Origin of the sequence: Cereibacter changlensis JA139, from assembly GCF_003034985.1 — a bacterium.
Lineage (GTDB): Bacteria > Pseudomonadota > Alphaproteobacteria > Rhodobacterales > Rhodobacteraceae > Cereibacter > Cereibacter changlensis.
Map to the genome: position 1 here is coordinate 1 of NZ_PZKG01000087.1, position 17,816 is coordinate 17,816.

Sequence of the window (17,816 nt, forward strand, 5' to 3'; positions counted from 1 at the left end):
CATCCGTGGCGACCGCGCTGTCCTCCTGCGTCAGCCGCTGCCGGACCGCGTCGCACTCGGTCGCCTGGTTCAGCGTGAGGATGCGGGTCATCTCCTCGCGGGTAATGATCTGCTCGTCGCCGAGCTGGGCGTAGTCATCCGCCACGAGGCGGCATTCTTCGACGAGGTTGGCCATTTCCTCCTCCGACATCAGGGCCGGCGCCTGGGCTGCCGACGGGCCGGCGAGGGCTGCGGTCATGGCTGTGCCAAGCAGCCAGACGCGGATCTGCGTCTTGTTCCTGGTCATCAAGGTATCCTCCGTTTGCTGATGGGTCTCTGGCGAACAGGGGGATGCCGGCATTGTTCCTGAAAGAGAGGACGAGTGACGGATCAGTTTGAAGCGTGGAGAGCGGCCTTTGCCCGGATCAGCCCCGATTTCGACGGCCGAGGCATGTCGCGGTGGGCAGGGAGCACGGCGACAGTCCCGATCCTTCGCGATCCGTCGGAGCGGCACGGCTGCGTCGGCAGGTCATGCCTCCCTGAACCGCTGCCTGGGCTGTCCCTTCGACCAAGCGGGTTGCAGCTCCTTGCGCCGGCGCTGATCCCAGAACAGTTGCGGCATGGCGACGGGCGTCATGGTCCTGCATCCATCGCTGCGTGTTCCCCATCAGGCCCGCGTGGAAAAACGGGCCGAAGCGCGAGCGAACGCGGGCCCCTGTCGGGCCCGCGCCGGAGCCCGTTTCGCAGGCCTATAGCATCAAGTTATTTTCCTCGGGGCAGTTGTGAATTGTTACTGGTGGGTCTCACCCGCACAAAGGCAGCATCGGAAGGTCGGGCCGCCGGGAGGAGAACGGCGCCCGGCAGGGGGCAATCGGAGGGATTTCATGGACGGCATCATCCAGTCTCTGGGGGTGATCTTCAGCCTGTCGGGCATCGCTGTGCTGCTGATCGGCGCCCTGCTGGGGATGGTCATCGGCGCGCTTCCCGGCCTCGGGCCGTCGATCGGGCTGAGCCTGCTCATCCCCTTCACCTACACCATGTCCCCCGAACTCAGCATGCTGCTGATGATCTCGCTCTACACCTCGGCGGAATATGGCGGCTCGATCAGCGCGATCCTGCTGTCGACCCCCGGAACCGCCGCCGCTGCGGCGACGGCGATCGACGGCTACGCCATGGCGCAGAAGGGCAAGGCGAACGAGGCGATCTCGATCTCGCTGACCGCCTCGACCGTGGGCGGCGTGCTGGGCGGGCTCGCGCTGCTGCTGCTGGCGATGCCGCTGGCGAGCCTTGCGTTGCAGTTCGGACCTGCGGGCTATTTCGCGGTCGGCCTCTTCGGTCTCACCTCGGTCGCGGCGCTTGCGGGCGGGTCGCTGGTGAAGGGGCTTCTGGGCGCCGGGCTCGGTCTGGCGCTGGCGACGGTGGGCATCGACCCGATCGCCGGCACGCCGCGCTTCACCTTCGGCCAGTTCGAGCTCTACGAGGGCGTGCCCTTCCTTGCCGCGCTGATCGGGCTTTTTGCCGTGTCGGAGGCGATCTCGCTGGCCGAGAAGCAGGCACGCAAGAAGCCGCTGGGCAAGACGCGGGTCGGGCATGTGTTCCTGTCGTTGGGGCTGTGGAAGGAAACCTGGCGATCCATGCTGTCGGGATCGGTGATCGGCACGCTGCTGGGCATCCTGCCGGGCGTCGGTGGCAACATCGCCTGCTGGGTGGCGCGCGACTATGCCCGCGCCCGCGACAAGAACCCCGAGGAGTATGGCAAGGGCGCGGCCAATGGCATCGCGGCGCCGGAAGCCTCGAACAATGCCACCGTCGGCGGGGCGCTGGTGCCGCTCCTGGCGCTCGGCGTACCCGGCTCGCCCACCACGGCGATCATGATGGGCGCGCTGATCATGCACGGGCTGCACCCCGGGCCGCAGCTCTTCACCGAGGAGCCGACGCTGGTCTATGCCATCCTCTTCGGCGTCATCATCGCCTCATTGGTGCAATACCTGGTCGGCTCGCTGTTCCTGCCGATCATGGCGCGCACGGTGCTGCTGCCCGAAGGGGTGATCGCCGCCGGGATCATGGCCTTCGCCGTGCTGGGCGCCTTCGCCATCCGCAACCTGATGTTCGACGTCTGGCTGACGCTGGGGTTCGGTCTGCTCGGCTATGTGATGAAGAAGCTGAGCTTCCCCGTCGCGCCGGTCATCCTGGCCATGGTGCTGGGCTACCTGATCGAGTCGAACTACCGCACCGCGCTGGTGTCGTCGCGAGGGGATTACATGATCTTCCTGACCGACCCGATCAGCGTGCTGTTCCTGATCCTCAGCCTGATCAGCATCATGGTGCCGATCCGTCGTGCCTGGCGCGCCCGCAGGGCCGCCAGCCACAGCGCCGCCTGAGGAGGTCAGGCGCTATGTCCATCCATTCAAGGGAGAGAGAAACGATGAACGCGAGACCCTCTGAGACCACTGGCCCGCGCCGGATCGCAGCCTTCGTGCGCAATGCCGTCGCCGCGGTCTGTCTGGCCGCGGGAGCCATGGCGCTGCCGCAGATCGCCGCTGCCGAATTTCCGGAGAAGCCGGTAACTCTGGTGGTCTGGTCCGGTGCGGGCGGCACGCTCGACACCTATGGCCGCAAGCTGGCCGAGCTTCTGGAGCGCGAGGGCGGCTGGACCGTGAAGGTCGACAACCGTCCGGGCGGCAGCGGCGCCGTGGGCCTGTCGCAGATCGTGACCCAGCCGGCGGATGGCTACAGCATCCTCGTGCTGACCGGCACGCTGACCTTCGGCATCGCGCAGGGGCTCATTCCCTTCAAGCTGGAGGATCTGCGGCTGCTGCGCGCCATGCAGTCCGAGCCCTCGTCGCTGGCGGTCGCCAAGGACAGCCCGTTGCAGTCCGTCGACGACTTCGTGGCCTACATGAAGGAAAACCCCAACGGGCTGAAGGTCGGCGGCCATTCCTCGGGCGGGTTCCACCAGTACATGCTCTACCAGATGATGCAGCAGGGCGGCTTCGAGAGCGGCTGGATCCCGCATGACGCCTCGGGCAAGGTGACGCTGGCGCTGCTGGGCGACCATATCGACGCGGCGATGATGACGCCCTCCACCGGCCTGTCGCAGGTGCAGAGCGGCGACTTCCGCCTGCTGGGCGTGACCACGGCCGAGCGGTCGCCCTTCCTGCCCGACGCGCCGACCTTCAAGGAGCAGGGCTATGACATCGAGGGCGCCATCTGGCGCGGGATCGCCGTGAAGGCCGGGACCCCCGATGACGTGGTAGCCTCGATCCAGACCGCCATCGACAAGGTGACGGCCTCGGAAGAGTGGAAGACCTTCCAGCAGGAGCAGTTCCAGGACAGCCCGAACTGGGGTGAGGCGGAGTTCACCGAGCGCACCCGGAAGGATCTCGAGGCGCAGGCCGAGTTCCTGAAATCCGCAGGCTTCCTGCAGTGAGCGGCGACGCTCCTTCCCCGAGCCAGGCTGACCGGACCCGTCCGGTCAGCGAGCTTGTGGCCGGTGCAGTCTGCCTTGCGGCCAGCGTCGCCTTCCTCGTGGCGGCGCGGGCGCTGCCCGAGGGCCATTCGAGCGGCGATGTCGGCCCCGGCGCGCTGCCACTGCAGATCGGCATCTTCGCGCTCGTCTGCTCGCTGGCCTATCTCGGGCTGACCCTGCGCGGCAGCTTCGCCGCCGTGCCGGGCCAGTTCGCGCAGAGCCACCGGGCGGGGCTGGCGCTCGGCATCTTCGTGCTGGCGCTGGTGGCGGTGCCCTGGCTCGGGCTGGCGCTGGCGATCGCGCTGGCCTCGGCGCTGACGACGCTGCTCTTCGACGGGCCGCACCGGCTGCTGCGCGCGGTGGCGACCGGCGTCGGGATCTGGCTTATCGCGGTGCTGCTGTTCCAGATGCTGCTCGGACTGCCGATGCCCTGAGGCGCGAAGGGGCGGGGTCTTCTGGAGCCGTTCCACATTGTAGACATCCGTCCCGCCAGCCTGCCAACCTCGTGTTGGCAGGTGTCTGTCATTATTGCATAATCTTTCCGATTGTTCTGTCCGCAGATGCGGATCGGCGGGAAGTTCGAGTTTCCTGCAGTGAACCCTCAAGTGCCAAGCATCACCTGGGGCCTCACCTCAACGCGGTTGCGGCCAATATACTGGAGCCATCCGAAACCTCGGGGCGTTGGGCTGCTTGAGTGTGGACAAAGTATTTGACAGACGGAAAAATATACCTATTCTGGTATATAGGGAGATGGGGTTGGCGGAGAAGCGAGAACGACGGATCAGCTGGCTGTATGACTCGAAGAAACAGCTACTGACCTTTCCGAAGGACGTCCGGGACTGAGGTAGGTTACGCGCTGAGTGAAGCTCAGATGGGTCGAAAGGCCGACTACAGCAAGCCGATGACGGGTTTGGGGGCTGGCGTCTTCGAGATCGTGGCCGACCACGACGGTGATACGTATCGGTCCGTCTATGCCGTGAAGCTTGGGGACGACATCTACGTCCTGCATTCATTTCAGAAGAAGTCAACGATCGGGATCAAGACGCCCAAGCCCGATCTGGAGTTGATCAAGACCCGCCTGCGCAGGATCAGGCAGGCGCTCGCCGAAGCGAATAAAGAGAAAGGGAAGAGCTAATGACCGAAGATCAGCGCCCGCTGGAGATCGAAGTCGGAAGCGGCAACGTCTTTGCCGATCTCTGTCTCGAAGATGCGCCCGAACTGAAGCTGAAAGCTGCCATTGTTGGCCAGATCAACTCCATCCTGCGCCACCGTCACCTGACTCAAGTCCAGGCCGCAGAACTGCTCGGCCTGCCACAACCCAAGATCTCAGCGCTCAAGAACGGTAAGATCCAAGGGTTCTCCCTTGAGAAGCTTCTCGACATCATGGTCAAGCTCGACCGAGATGTCGAGATCGGCTTCAGCAAGTCCTCTAAAAAGGACGGGTCGCGCTACTTCGTTCGAAACGAGAAGGTCCGGACTCTCGTGACCGCCTGAGCTGGCGACGCAACGGAAGGACACAAACGGCAAGGATGTGCCGCCCGTGTCCTGCAACTTGGAATGGCTCCGGTTGTTCTCCCGCCCCTTTCGTCTTGCTCCGCTCCGAAAGTCAATCGCGCGGAAACACCCGGCCGTCGAAGAGCTTGCGCGCCGTGCGCAGCGTGCCCGCGCCGATCAGCGCGCCGTTTTCGTCGCGCTCGATCAGCACCTCCGCCGCACCGCTCGGGTGTTCGATCAGGAAGCGCCCGTCCGTGGGCAGCACCGCCAGCTCTGCCGCAGGCGAGCCGGGCAGGGTGCAGGCGGTGGCCACGGTGATGGCGGCAAAGACGCCGATCGAGGCGTGGCAGCGGTGCGGGATGAAGCTGCGCGTGCTGATCGCGCCGCCCGCGGCAGGGGCGGAGACCAGCGTCATCTTCGGCACCGGCTTTTCCGTCACATCTCCCAAGGTCATCAGTGGCCCGGCCTTCAGCCGGATCGCCTCGACCCGGGCCTTCAGCGCGGTGTCGGCATCAAGCTGTTCGCGCGGCTCCTGCCCGGTCAGGCCGAGATCGGAGGCCCGCAGGATGACGCAGGGCATGCCGTTGTCGATCAGCGTGCAGTCGATGCCGTCGATCCGGTCGACGGCATTGCCGCTGGGCAGAAGCGCGCCGCACATCGAGCCCGCGATGTCCTGGAACATCAGCGCCACCGGGGCGGCGGCGCCGGGTACGCCGTCGATACGGGCCTCGCCGCCGTAGCTGACCCGCCCGCCGGGGGTGCGGACGCGGGCGAGGGCGATCTCGCCGGTGTTGCGCATGTGGATGCGCACCGGGGTCTCGTCGCCCGCCACCGCCACGAGGCCGCGCTCGATGGCGGCGGGGCCGACACCGGCGAGGATGTTGCCGCAGCCCTGCGCGCTGGAGACCAGCGCCTGATCGACGAAGACCTGCAGGAACAGGTAATCCACATCGGCATCGGGGTGCGAGGGGGCCGAGAGGATCGCGACCTTCGAGGTCAGCGGATCGGCCCCGCCGATGCCGTCGATCTGGCGCGGATCGGGCGAGCCCATGATGCCGAGCAGCAGGTCATCGCGGGCCGCCTCGTCTTCGGGCAGGTCGGAAGCGAGGAAATAGGCGCCCTTCGAGGTGCCGCCGCGCATCCAGAGGCAGGGGATGCCCTCAGACATAGGTGAGCCCCTTGGCCGCAAGCCGCGCCCGCATGCCGTAGATGTCGAGCCCGAGTTCGCCCGTGGCGAGCCGCTGGCGCTTGGCCTCCTCCGCCGCGACCCGCTGGCGCGCGGCGGCGAGCACGGTTTCGGCATCGGCGCGGCGCACCACGCAGACGCCGTCGTCATCGGCCACGATCACGTCGCCCGCCTCGACCAGTTGCCCGGCGCAGACCACCGGCACGTTGACCGAGCCGGGGGTCTCCTTCACCGTGCCCTGGGCGCTGATCGCCTTGGACCAGACCGGGAAGCCCATCTCCGTGAGGTCGCGGATGTCGCGCACCCCCGCGTCGATCACCAATCCACGACAGCCGCGCGCCATGGCCGAGGTGGCCAGCAGATCGCCGAAATAGCCGTTGTCGCAGGGCGAGGTCGGGGCGAGCACGAGGATGTCGCCCTCCGTCAGCTGCTCGATGGCGACATGCAGCATCCAGTTGTCACCGGGCGGCGCGCCGATCGTCACCGCGGAACCTGCGATGCAGGCGCCGGCGTAGATCGGGCGCATGTAGCTGGCGAGGCAGCCGATGCGGCCCTGAGCCTCGTGCACGGTGGAGGCGCCGGCCTCGGCCAGACCGGCGATCGTCGCCGGGTCCGCGCGCTGGATGGACTGGATGACCTTGGCCATGGTTCAACCTTTCTTGTGGGAATGGAAAAGCCTGGCGGGGGGACCGCCGGGCGACAGGTCAGAGCTCGTCGACCGTGCGCGGGAAGATGGACTGGAAGCCCTCGGCATGGGTGGCCTTGCGGCCGCCCGCCTGACCGCCCGAATTGCGCATGAAGTGGTTGGCGCGGTTCTGGGCGACGCGGGTGTAATACTCCCACAGATGCTCCTGCCCCTCCATGCATTCGATGGCGGCGCGCTTCTTGTCCCAGACCGGGGTGATGTCGAGGAAGGTGTCGGGCTTCCAGCCCATCTGCTCGGTCTGGTGCGGCTCGAAGAGATAGAGCTGCGGCGCGCCCAGCACCTTCTGCCCCGGCTCGTGGCCCCAGGCCTGCGCGATCATCCGGCATTCCAGCGCGATCTGCGTCGCATACATGTGGTCGGTGTTGTAGGGATCCCATTGCGAGTGGCTGAGCATGAAGCGCGGCTGCACCTTGCGGATCACCTCGACCAGACGGAACTTGTCGTCCTGCGTCAGGTGCAGCGGGTAGTCGCCCAGATCGAACTCGATCAGGTCATGCACGCCGAGCGCCTGCGCCGCCTTTTCGGATTCGGCGCGACGGGCGGACTTCACCTTTTCCAGCGTCATGCCGGGGTCTTTCCAGAGCTTCGCGCTTTCGCCGCGCTCGCCGAAGGACAGGCAGACGACGGTGACGTCATAGCCCTTCTCGGCATGCAGGGCGATGGCGCCGCCGCAACGCCAGACGAAATCGGCGGCATGGGCGCTGATGACGAGCGCGGTCTTGGATTGTGGCATGGGGTCCTCCGGATTGCTGCCGGCAGGCTCTCGCAGTGGGCTCCGGGAGGCAAATCCGAAGCATGTCGGGCGGGATAAGTTTATGCTATTCCCTGTGGCGCGAGGGTTGCACGGCGGCGCGCCTCCTATGGGTATCCGGCGGGGGACTGGGGGGATGGTTCTTTGACCGGGACCGCCAGCGCCGGCCCATGGCTTTCGAAACGGCGCCCGCGCCATAAGCGGGAGCTATGGTGTCTTGCGCGCCCCGCCGGCCCGCCTATTCCTCGGAAAAAATGGGAGAGCGACAAGATGAGCAAGCAGGATCACCCGGCGCCGCGCGTGGGGTTCATCGGCTTCGGCGAGGCTGCCGAAGCCTTCGCCACCGGCTGGGGCCCGGAGATCGCCGGTCAGGCCCGCGCCTATGACGAGAAAGGCGACGACGCCGCGGCGGCGGCGCTGCCGCGCGCCCGGGCCGAACGCTCGGGCGTGACGCTGGCTGCTGACCGGCAGGCGGCGCTGGCCGGGGCGGAGGCGGTGTTCTGCCTCGTCACCGCCGACCGCGCCGTGCTGGCGGCGGAGCAGGCCGCGGCCTGCCTCGCGCCGGGCGCCCTCTGGCTCGACGGCAACAGTTGCTCGCCCGGGGCCAAGCGCCGCGCGGCGGCCATCATCGAGGCTGCGGGCGGCCGTTATGTCGACGTGGCGATCATGGCGCCGGTCTATCCGAAGCTGCACCGCACCCCGCTGCTGATCGCCGGGCCGCATGCCGAAGCGGCGGGCGCGCTGCTCGCCGCGCTCGGCATGGAGGCGAAGCCGGTCGGCGAAACGGTGGGCGAGGCCTCGGCGAACAAGATGATCCGTTCGGTGATGATCAAGGGCATGGAGGCGCTGACGGCGGAATGCCTGCTGGCGGCGCGCCGGGCCGGGATCGAGGACCGGGTGCTGGCCTCCTTGCAGGCGTCGAATCCGGCCATCGACTGGCCGAAGCAGGCGGCCTACAACCTCGAGCGGATGATGGTGCATGGCAAGCGGCGCGCGGCCGAGATGCGCGAGGTGGCCGAGACGCTGCGCGAGCTCGGCCTGCCCGACGGGCTGGCCAGCGCCACGGCCGACTGGCAGCAGCGCATCGGCGACCTCGGGCTGGAGGCGGGCGAGGAGAACTTCGCCGCGCGGGCCGACGCCATTCTCGGCAGGCTCTGAGGCTCAGGCCAGATCGACCGATGTCTTGCGCAGCAGGTTCAGGAAATCCCGCTGCGCCCGGGTCGGCTCCCAGCCGGCCCGGGTCGTCACGCCGATCGGGCGCAGCGCGTTCGGCAGACGGATCGGCAGGATCGACAGCACCTGAGCCTCCACCTCCGCCTGCATCCGCGACAACCCGCCGAGATAGTCGCTGGCCCGCAGGATCTCGCGCAGCACGATGACCGAAGAGGTCTCGACCACATCTGCCTTCGGCGCCTCGGCGAGGAAACCGTCGAGGATGCCGCGGATCGGCGTCGACTTGCGCGGCATGACCCAGGGATAGCGGAACGTGTCCTCGGGCCGCAGCTCCCTTGCCGTGGCCAGAGGATGCCCGGCGCGGGCGACGGCGACGACCTCGTCGTCGAACAGCCGCTCCTGGGTGATGTCGTCGATCGGGCTCGGCAGCCGCAGCGCCCCCAGCACCAGGTCGATCTCGCCGCGGCGCAGCCCCAGCAGCAGCTCGTCATAGCGCCCGTCGATGATCTCAATTGGAAAGCCGGGCCGCTGGTGGCGAAAGGCCAGGATCGCCGTCGGCAGCCAGCCCGAGCGCGACAGCGGCAGCGCGCCGATGACGATCCGCCCGACCTCGCGCCCGGCGAGCATCGCCAGATCGGAGTCCGCCTGGCTGAGCTCGGCCAGCGCCAGCCGCGCGGCCTGGGCCAGTTGCTCGCCGGCGCGGGTGGTGATCAGCCCGTGCGCGGTGCGCTGGAAGAACATCGTGCCCGCCGCCTGTTCCAGCATGGCGGCGGCGCGGTGCACCGTCGGCTGCGACAGGCCAAGCCTGCGGGCGGCGAGGGTGAAATTCTCCACCTCGGTCACGGCGATCAGCGCGGTGAGCTGCGACCAGGTCGCCTGGATGCGGATCTCATGCGCCATGTCGGCCATCGCGGCGTCCAGCCGCTGCAGCGCCCGGCTGGCGCGGTGGTGCAGCACCTCGCCGGCCTCTGTCAGGAACAGACCCTGCGGGCTGCGCTGGAACAGCACCTGCCCGGTTTCCTTGGCCAGCTTGCCGATCGCCTGGGTTACCGCCGGCTGCGAGACATGGCAGAGCTCCGCCGTGCGCGTCACCGAATTGGTGCGGCCGAGCGCGTGGAACATCCTCAGATGGCGTATGCTGGCCGGCATGGGGCTCCCCGCTGCGCTCGCGCCACCTTACCGGCGCGCGGCGCCGGGAGGCAAGGCGGGGTCCAGCAGCCGCGCCACGATGCCGAGCGGGTGGGGCAGGGCGCGGTCGGCGAGGCGCTCGCCCTGGCAGCGGCAGGAGAAGCCGGTGGCCATCACCTCGGCGCCGTCCTCCAGCTGCGGACGCCACGACATCTCGAACAGCCGGCGTGACACCGGCTGGTGCCGGCGCTGGTGGCCGAAGAGGCCGGCCATGCCGCAGCAGCCGGTGGCCGGCGTCTCCAGCTTGACGCCGATGGCGGCGAAGACCGCCGCCCAGGCGGCGGGGCTCTCCGGATGCGCCGTCGCCTCGGTGCAATGCGACAGCAGCCGGGCCGGGGCGGCCTCCCGCGCCTGCGGAAAGGCGCGGGTCCGGGCCTCCTCGGCGAGGAACTCCTGCACCATGCGCACCGGCGGCAGGTCGATGCCGGCTTTCGGATAGTCCTGCCGCAGCATCATGCCGAAGGCGGGCTCGAAGGCCAAAAGCGGCGCGCCGGTGGCTTTGGCGCGCTCCAGCAGCGCGGCCAGCCGTTCGGCCATGCGGCGGAAGCCGGTCAGATCGCCCGCGCCCTGCGCCGCCTTGCCGGCGGGGCGCATCGGCAGGAGCCGGGGGGTGTAGTCGAGCGCGGTCAGCCCGGCCACCACGTCCCGTTGCGCCGCGCCGTCGAAGAGCGCGGTGAACCAGTCCTGCACCAGCACCACGCTGCCGGGCGGCAGCGGCCCATCCAGCTCCGCCTCGCGCAGCAGCAGCGGCGGTTTTGCCCGCGGGGCGAGCCGGTCGGGCAGGTCGGTGCTGCCGGTCAGCGCCTCGCCGACCCGCGCCATCAGCGGCCAGAGCGGGGCCAGCACCGGGGCCAGCCGGACGGCCAGCGGGCTGTGCCGCTCCGCCGCCAGCACCAGCCGCTCCGCGAAGGAACGCCGGTGGCGGCTGTAGTGATCGGCGAGGAAGGCCGAGCGCATCGTCGGGATATCGACCTGCACCGGGCAGCTCGAGGCGCAGGCCTTGCAGCCGAGACAGGTGTCGAGCACGCCCATCAGATCGGCCTCGATCCGCGGCAGGTCGGGGTCATCCTCGGCCCGCGCCCGGCGCCAGCCGCGCAACGCGTCGGCGCGGCCCTTGGGGCTGTGGCGCAGGTCGGCGCTGGCCTTGAAACTGGGGCACATCGGCGTGGTCGCGGCGTAGCTCAGGCATTGCGCATTGCCGTTGCAGCGGAAGGCCTTGGTCAGCGGGTCGCCCTCCGGTGCGTTGAAGGCGCGGAACGGGGTGGTGGCGATGCCGAGGATCGGGGTGGCGTTAGAGACGAGCTTGCCCGGGTTGAAGCGGTCGCCCGGATCGAAGGCGGCCTTCACCCCCTGCAGCGCGGCATAGGCCTCGGGCCCGATCCAGTCGCGCAGATAGGCGCCGCGCACCCCCTTGCCATGCTCGCCCCAGAACACGCCGCCATGCTTGCGGGTCAGGGCGAAGATCGCGTCCGACACCGCCACCAGCCGGGCGCGGTCCTCGGCCAGATCGATGTTCAGCGCCGGGCGGATGTGCAGGCAGCCGACATCGACATGGCCGTAGATGCCGAAGCCGAGCCCGTGACGCGACAGCACGGCGAGGAAGTCGTCGACGAAGGCAGGCAGGTTCTCCGGCGGCACCACGGTGTCCTCGACGAAGGCGATCGGCCGCGCCGGGCCGTCCACCTTGCCCAGCAGCCCGACGCCCGCCGAGCGGATCGCCCAGAGCTCGCGGATCTCGGCCCGGTCGGCGGCGACATGCACCGCCCCCGCGCCGGGCAGGCCCGCCACGATGCGCCGGCATGCCTCGATGCGGGCCGCGACCTCGGCCGGGTCGTCGCCGTTGATCTCGATGAACAGATAGGCGACGCGCTGGCCCGCCACCGCCTGCAGCGCGGCGGGCAGCCGGCCGAGGATGCCGGAGCGGTAGGCGATCTCCTGCACCGTCTCGTCCATCACCTCGACCGCCGTCGGGTCGGCCGCCAGCAGCGGCGCGGCGGCGGCCAGCGCGTTGCGGAAACTGTCGAAGCCCGCCACGATCAGCCGCTTCTCCGGCTCGATCCGCCTGAGCTTCACCCGGATGCGGCTGATCGGCCCCAGCGTGCCCTCGGCCCCGAGGAACAGCCGCCACCACTCGAAGCCGCCGCCCTCAGGGCAGGCGCGCTCCAGATCATAGCCGGTGAAGCGGCGGTTGAGACGGGGGGTGTTGGCGATGAAGGCGGCCCGCCCGGCGCGCGCTGCCGCTTCGGCCTCGGCCAGCAAGGGCGCCGCCCAGCCGGGGGCGGGGTCTAAGCTGGAGAGCAGGCCTTCGGGCCGGGCGATCTCGAGCCCGAGCAGGTTGTCGGAGGTCTTGCCATAGACCCGCGAGCCCTTGCCCGAAGCGTCGGTGCTGACCATGCCGCCGATGGTGCAACGGGTCGAGGTCGAGGTTTCCGGCGCGAAGAACCAGCCGGAGGGGCGGAGCGCGTCGTTCAGCTCGTCCAGCACCATGCCGGGCTCGACATCCGCCCAGCCCTCGGCGGCGTCGAGCCGGATCAGCCGGTTCATGTGCCGCCGCAGGTCGACGATCACCCCGCTGTTCAGGCTCTGGCCATTGGTCCCGGTGCCGCCGCCGCGCGCGGTCAGGGCGATGCCGGCGAAGGCCTCCTCGCCCAAAACGCGCAGCAGGGTGACGAGATCGGCGGCTTCGCGCGGGGCGACGATCAGGTCGGGCGCGATCTGGTAGACCGAGTTGTCGGTGGACATGGCCGCGCGCAGGGCGCTGTCCTGCTCGATCTCGCCGAAGAACCCCGCCCGCCGCAGGGCTTCGGCCAGCGCGTCGATGGCGGTCTCGGTCGGGCTGAAGTCGCGCATGGCTGGCCTTTCGCTGTGATCGGCGCAGTTGACCACAGCCGGCTGTTCTATAAAAATGGAAAGGCATGAAGATAAATTCGGAAAACCTGAACATAAACCTGCGCCACCTGCGCGCCCTGCATGCGGTGGCGGAGGCGGGGTCGTTCAGCGCCGCGGCGGCGGCGCTGGGGATCGTGCCCTCGGCGCTGTCCGAGATCGTGCGCCAGATCGAGGACTCGGTCGGGGCGGCGCTCTTCGACCGTTCCAGCCGCCCGGCGACGGTCACGCCGCTGGGGCAGGCCTTCCTCGACGAGACGGGGCCGCTGATGCTGGGGCTGGACCGGGCGGTGACCCGGCTGCGCCAGACCGCCGGGCTGGAGGCAGGCTCGCTGTCGATCGGGGCCTCGCCCTCGGCGATCTCGGAACTGCTGGCGCCGCTGCTGGCGGAGTTCATGCGCGACCACCCGGCCCTCAGCTGCATGCTGCATGACGACATCGCCGAGCGGCTGGCACGGATGGTGGCGGAGGGCCAGCTGGATCTCGCGGTCGCCGGCCGGGCGCTGCGCTCGCCCGACCTGCGCCAGCGGCCGATCCTGCGCGACGCCTTCGGCCTCGCCTGTCCGGCGGATCACCCGCTGGTCGCGGCGAAGGAGGTGCGGCTGGCGGATGTGGCGGCCGAGACGCTGATCGGGCTCGACCCGGACAGCGGTGCCTCGCAACTGCTGCTGCAGAGCGGCGCGGTGCCGCGGGCGCTGCTGCAACCGCGGATCACCGCCTATTCGACCATCGCGCAGCTCTGCCTGATCCGCGCCGGGCTGGGGGTGGGGCTTCTGCCGCAGAACGCGGTCACGCTGTTCAACGATCCGCGCATCCGCTTCGTGCCGCTGACGGATCTGGAGCTGTGGCGCACGCTTTACCTGATCGAGCCGGCGCAGCGCCCGCCCTCGCCGGCGGGCCGGGCCTTCGTCGCCGCGCTGGAGCGGCGCTTCGGCCATCTGGCGGAGGCGGGCGAGTAGCCTCGCCACGCTAGAACCCGGCAGCCCGCTGCGAAGACGGGCCGCCGGGGAAGGGGCCCGCCTATTCCGGCAGGGCGTAGGCGATCACCGCGTCGCTGATCGGCGTCTCCATGAAGTGGTGGCCGCCGGGGTAGATCACCACGAACTGCCGGCCGCCGACCTCGTAGGTGATCGGCGTGGTCTGGCCGCCGCCGGGCAGCGCGTCCTCCCAGACGGTTTCGCCGGTCTCGATGTCGATGGCGCGGATCAGGTCATCCGTCGCGGCCGCGATGAAGATCAGCCCGCCCGCCGTCGCCACCGGCCCGCCGTTGTTCGGCGTGCCGATCTTCATCGGCAGCATGCTCGGGATGCCGAAGGGACCGTTGCGCCGCGCCGTGCCGATCGGCTCGTCCCAGAGCGTCTCGCCGGTGGCGAGGTCGATGGCCCGGATCCCGCCATAGGGCGGCTCGGTGCAGAGCAGGCCGGTGAAGGGCAAGCGCCAGCCGGCGTTCACCGAGATCGCGTAGGGCGAGCCCAGCTGCGGCCCGGCCTCGGGTCCGCCCGGCTCGTAGGCCGGGTCGAAGATCGGCCGCACACCCATCTCGTCGGCCTCCTCGCGCGGCAGCAGCCGGTTGAAGTTCGGCATGTCGTTGTAGTTCGCGATCAGGATGCCGCGCTCCGTGTCCACCGCCATCGAGCCCCAGTCCTGACCGCCGTTGTAGCCCGGATACTGGATCCAATGCGCATCGGCGGTCGGCGGGGTGTAGACGCCGGCATAGTTGGCGCGACGGAACTGGATGCGGCACCAGAGCTGGTCCAGCGGGGTCATGCCCCACATGTCCTTCTCCTCCAGATCGTCCATCAGCAGGCTGTGGTAGGTGGAGAAGGGCTGCACCGGCGAGAGGTAGTCCTGCTCGACGCCGAGATCGGTCGGCACCGGGCGCTCCTCCACCGGGACCAGCGGCTCGCCGGTCGCGCGGTCGAGGATGAAGATGTCGCCCTGCTTCGACGACAGCACCAGCGCCGGCACCGTGCCATCCGCCGTCGGGAAGTCGACGAGGCTCGGCTGCGAGCCGAGGTCATAATCCCAGACGTCGTTGTAGACCGTCTGGAAATGCCAGACATCCTCGCCGGTCGTGGCGTCCACCGCCACCAGCGAGGTGGCGTATTCGTTCTCCGCCTCGCTGCGGTTGCTGCCGTAATAGTCCACCGCCGAATTGCCGAGCGGCAGGTAGACCAGCCCCAGCTCCTCGTCGGCGGCGGCGATGGTCCACATGTTTGGCGTGCCGCGGGTGTAGACCTCGCCTTCGGCCGGCGCTCCCCGGTTCTCTGGATTGCCGAGATCCCAGGCCCAGGCCAGCTCGCCGGTCACCGCGTCATAGCCGCGGACCACGCCCGAGGGGCTGTCCTCGGCCTGGCCGTCCTTCACCTGCGCGCCCATCACCGCCACGCCGCGCACGATGGTCGGCGGCGAGGTGATGGCATACCAGCCCGGCACCGTGTCGCCGAGCCCGCGCTCCAGATCGACCTCGCCGTTCTCGCCAAAGTCGGCGCAGGGCTGGCCGAGCGCCGCGTCGACCGCGATCAGCCGGGCGTCGAGCGTGCCCCAGAGGATCCGGTTGGCGCAGAGCTCGTCGGCTGCGGCGCCCGGCGTCTCGAAATAGGCGACGCCGCGGCAGGTTGCGCCATAGGGGATCGCGTCCTCGGACACCTCGGGATCGAAGCGCCATTCCTCCAGCCCGGTGGCCGCGTCGACCGCGATGATCATGCCCATCGGCGTGCAGACGAAGAGATCGTCACCGACCTTGAGCGGGGTGTTCTCGGGCGAATACTGCCCTTCGGCCGCCTCGGTGGGCAGGTCGCCGGTGTTGAAGGTCCAGACCCGTTCGAGATTGCCGATGTTGGTGGTGTTGATCTGGTCGAGCGGCGAGAAGCGCCGCGCCTCGGTGGAGCCGCCATAGGCCGGCCAGTCGGCGCCGGTCTCGAGCACCGGTAAGGCTGCGCGTGCGGTGCTTGAGACCGCCTCGGGCGGCGCATCGGCGGTGTTCACCGCGTCGATGCTCTCCTCGTCGGAGCCCTCGTCACCGGCAGGGTCGGCCGCTTCCGTGGCCGGGGCATCCGTGGGCGCGGGGGTCTCCGCCGCCTCCGGCAAGGCGGGCATGGTCGGCGTCGGAACATCGGCAGGCGCCGTCTCCGGCGCTGCAGGGGCGGTTTCCCCGGTGGGGGCAGGTTCCTCGGTCGGCGTGGCTTCCGTTGCCGGAGCGGCGTCCTGGACCGTGGCAGGTTGCGTCGCCGGAGCGGTCTCCTCGGTGGGCGAGGGCACGGGCGCGGGCTGCGTCTCGGTGGGCGAGGGCACGGGCGCGGGTTGCGTCCCGGGGGCGGCGTCCTCGGCCGGAGCGGTCTCCTGCGCCCGCATCGCCTGGCCCGGCAGCATCGCCAAGAGGCTGCCGAGGCCGACCGCGGCCAGCGCGCCGGCCACTGTCCGGCCCGGTTGGGCCGAGTGGTGCGAGCGCCGCAGGACCGGGATCGAGGCGAGCACGAGGACGAGGATCACCGTCGGCGCCACCAGCCGCGGCACCTGGGCCCAGCCGTTCATCCCGGCCTCCCAGAAGGCCCAGAAGACGGTGCCGGCGAAGACCGCGAGGTAGACCCAGACGGCGGTCATCGACCTCTGCATCAGCAGCCAACCGGTGACCAGCAGCCCGACGCCGGCCGGCAGATAATACCACGACCCGCCGAGCGTCGCGAGCCAGGCGCCGCCGGCGGTGATGAGCAGGCCGAAGACGAGGACGACGACAGCGAGAACCATCACCAACCAGTCTCCGACGCTACGGGATTGCACTTTTTCCATCGTCATCCTCCTTGTCCTGTCACTCTGCGAACCGGGGAGAGAGGGCAGTGTTCCCGAAAAAAGACAATGTTTCTGGCCGGAAACCCCGCGATGGACCTGCGTCGGACGCCGCCGCAGGCGTGCCGGCGGCCGATCCGCTGCGCCCGCGGGGAACGTCCCGCCGCGGCGGTCCGATCACGACCCGGAAGAAAGCGCAGCGATTTCAGGCGGCAAGCGGATCGCGGCGGCCGGTGGTCCCGATTTGGCGGAACATAGCCGGGAGGGACTGATTCCCCGGTCAGGCCATCCGAGGCCGTCAACGCAACAAGAGGAGGACGACATGACCCTCAACGCCACAAAGCGACGCACGACCCTTCTGCTCGCCCTGACGATGGGCGCGGCGCCGGCCCTTGCGCAGGAGACAGCCGCCCCCGCCGCCCCGGCGGCACAAGCCGGGAGCCAGGGCGACTGGTCGACGGAAAGCCTCTACCGGAACGCCGTCAGCGCCTCGATGTTCACCGGCGACACCGATGTCTACGGCCCCGAGGGCGACGAGATCGGCGTTGTCGAGGACCTCGTGGTCGGGGCGGACGGGCGCGTGCTCTCGGTCATCGCCGAGATCGGCGGGCTCTGGGACATCGGCGACACCCATGTGAGCATCCCCTTCGACCAGGTCCAGCCGCGCGACGACGGCGGCATCACCGTTCCGGTGACCGAGGAGTCGCTCGACGACTACGGCTGGTTCGGCGAGGAGGGCACCGACTGGATCGAGGCCGGAACCGCCGGGTCCGAGACCATCGAGGCGGTCGACGACGCCGAGGTTCAGGGCCGCGCCTGGCGGATCAGCGAGCTGATCGGCGACACGGCGCGGCTGGGCGACACCACCCGCTACCGCAACTACGGCTATGTCAGCGACGCGATCCTGCAGGACGGCCAAGTCACCGGCATCATCGTGCAGCGCGACGCGGCCTATGGCGGGCGGGCCTATCAGGCCTATCCCTATGGCGGCGCAGGAATGGGCACCGGGACCAGCACGGGCACAGGCGCCGGCACAGGTGCGGGCACTGGCACAGGCACTGGCACAGGCGCCGGCACTGGCACAGGTGTCGGCACTGGCGCGGGCTGGAACCCCGGGGCCAGCGCCTATTACCTGCCCTTCGACGAGGCGCAGGCGATGGAGCTCGAGGCCTTCGACTACGAGCGCATCGGCCAGTAG

The 17,816-nt window shown here is 69.4% G+C and carries 14 protein-coding genes and 1 pseudogene; 8 read left to right on the top strand and 7 right to left on the bottom strand.

Annotation, left to right across the window (positions count from 1 at the left end):
• Positions 1-286: hypothetical protein (locus C5F48_RS16000; protein WP_146170618.1), on the bottom strand; the 286-nt coding region annotated here is incomplete at its 3' end.
• Positions 287-863: 577 nt separating this feature from the next.
• On the opposite strand from C5F48_RS16000, the gene C5F48_RS16005 reads away from it, so the two are divergent.
• From C5F48_RS16005 to C5F48_RS16025, 5 genes and pseudogenes are all read left to right on the top strand, one after another.
• A complete protein-coding gene (locus C5F48_RS16005; RefSeq protein ID WP_107664885.1) occupies positions 864-2,360 on the top strand; it encodes a tripartite tricarboxylate transporter permease in 1,497 nt (498 codons plus the stop codon).
• Positions 2,361-2,404: 44 nt separating this feature from the next.
• Positions 2,405-3,409, top strand: a complete 1,005-nt coding sequence (locus C5F48_RS16010) for a tripartite tricarboxylate transporter substrate binding protein (protein WP_211314596.1) — start codon at positions 2,405-2,407, stop codon at positions 3,407-3,409.
• 56 nt (positions 3,410-3,465) lie between these two features.
• Positions 3,466-3,882: a tripartite tricarboxylate transporter TctB family protein gene (locus tag C5F48_RS16015; protein WP_181247712.1), complete on the top strand. Its 417-nt coding sequence runs from the start codon at positions 3,466-3,468 to the stop codon at positions 3,880-3,882.
• 416 nt (positions 3,883-4,298) lie between these two features.
• Positions 4,299-4,583 (top strand): annotated as a pseudogene (locus tag C5F48_RS16020) (type II toxin-antitoxin system RelE/ParE family toxin); the annotation flags it as partial.
• Positions 4,583-4,942: a helix-turn-helix domain-containing protein gene (locus tag C5F48_RS16025; RefSeq protein WP_107664887.1), complete on the top strand. Its 360-nt coding sequence runs from the start codon at positions 4,583-4,585 to the stop codon at positions 4,940-4,942. The pseudogene C5F48_RS16020 and the gene C5F48_RS16025, both read left to right, overlap by 1 nt.
• Before the next feature lie 112 nt (positions 4,943-5,054).
• Here C5F48_RS16025 and C5F48_RS16030 read toward each other — a convergent pair whose 3' ends face one another.
• From C5F48_RS16030 to C5F48_RS16040, 3 genes are read right to left on the bottom strand one after another with little or no spacing between them, the layout of a single operon-like run.
• Positions 5,055-6,110 (bottom strand): 4-oxalomesaconate tautomerase, encoded by a 1,056-nt coding sequence (locus C5F48_RS16030; RefSeq protein WP_107664888.1) that lies wholly within the window; start codon positions 6,108-6,110, stop codon positions 5,055-5,057.
• Positions 6,103-6,774: a 4-carboxy-4-hydroxy-2-oxoadipate aldolase/oxaloacetate decarboxylase gene (locus C5F48_RS16035; protein WP_107664889.1), complete on the bottom strand. Its 672-nt coding sequence runs from the start codon at positions 6,772-6,774 to the stop codon at positions 6,103-6,105. The genes C5F48_RS16030 and C5F48_RS16035 overlap by 8 nt, the downstream gene beginning before the upstream one ends.
• Before the next feature lie 58 nt (positions 6,775-6,832).
• Positions 6,833-7,567 carry a PIG-L deacetylase family protein gene (locus tag C5F48_RS16040; RefSeq protein WP_107664890.1) on the bottom strand — a complete coding sequence of 245 codons (735 nt, stop codon included), beginning with the start codon at positions 7,565-7,567 and terminating at the stop codon, positions 6,833-6,835.
• A 288-nt stretch (positions 7,568-7,855) separates the two neighbouring features.
• Here C5F48_RS16040 and C5F48_RS16045 point away from each other — a divergent pair, with 288 nt between their 5' ends.
• On the top strand, positions 7,856-8,743 hold the full coding sequence (locus C5F48_RS16045) for a DUF1932 domain-containing protein (protein WP_107664891.1): 888 nt from the start codon (positions 7,856-7,858) through the stop codon (positions 8,741-8,743).
• Between the two features lie 3 nt (positions 8,744-8,746).
• Here the strand turns inward: C5F48_RS16045 and C5F48_RS16050 are convergent, their stop codons facing one another.
• Together C5F48_RS16050 and C5F48_RS16055 are read right to left on the bottom strand one after the other, a co-directional pair.
• Positions 8,747-9,907 (bottom strand): LysR family transcriptional regulator, encoded by a 1,161-nt coding sequence (locus C5F48_RS16050; RefSeq protein WP_107664892.1) that lies wholly within the window; start codon positions 9,905-9,907, stop codon positions 8,747-8,749.
• Positions 9,908-9,934: 27 nt separating this feature from the next.
• Positions 9,935-12,796, bottom strand: coding sequence for an FAD-binding and (Fe-S)-binding domain-containing protein (locus C5F48_RS16055; RefSeq protein ID WP_107664893.1), 2,862 nt, complete (start codon positions 12,794-12,796; stop codon positions 9,935-9,937).
• Positions 12,797-12,861: 65 nt separating this feature from the next.
• On the opposite strand from C5F48_RS16055, the gene C5F48_RS16060 reads away from it, so the two are divergent.
• Positions 12,862-13,791 carry a LysR family transcriptional regulator gene (locus C5F48_RS16060; RefSeq protein ID WP_107664894.1) on the top strand — a complete coding sequence of 310 codons (930 nt, stop codon included), beginning with the start codon at positions 12,862-12,864 and terminating at the stop codon, positions 13,789-13,791.
• A gap of 61 nt (positions 13,792-13,852) precedes the next feature.
• Here the strand turns inward: C5F48_RS16060 and C5F48_RS16065 are convergent, their stop codons facing one another.
• Complete coding sequence (locus C5F48_RS16065; RefSeq protein ID WP_373454349.1) at positions 13,853-16,621, bottom strand: membrane-bound PQQ-dependent dehydrogenase, glucose/quinate/shikimate family; 2,769 nt, start codon at positions 16,619-16,621, stop codon at positions 13,853-13,855.
• A gap of 319 nt (positions 16,622-16,940) precedes the next feature.
• On the opposite strand from C5F48_RS16065, the gene C5F48_RS16070 reads away from it, so the two are divergent.
• A complete protein-coding gene (locus tag C5F48_RS16070) occupies positions 16,941-17,816 on the top strand; it encodes a PRC-barrel domain-containing protein (RefSeq protein WP_181247714.1) in 876 nt (291 codons plus the stop codon).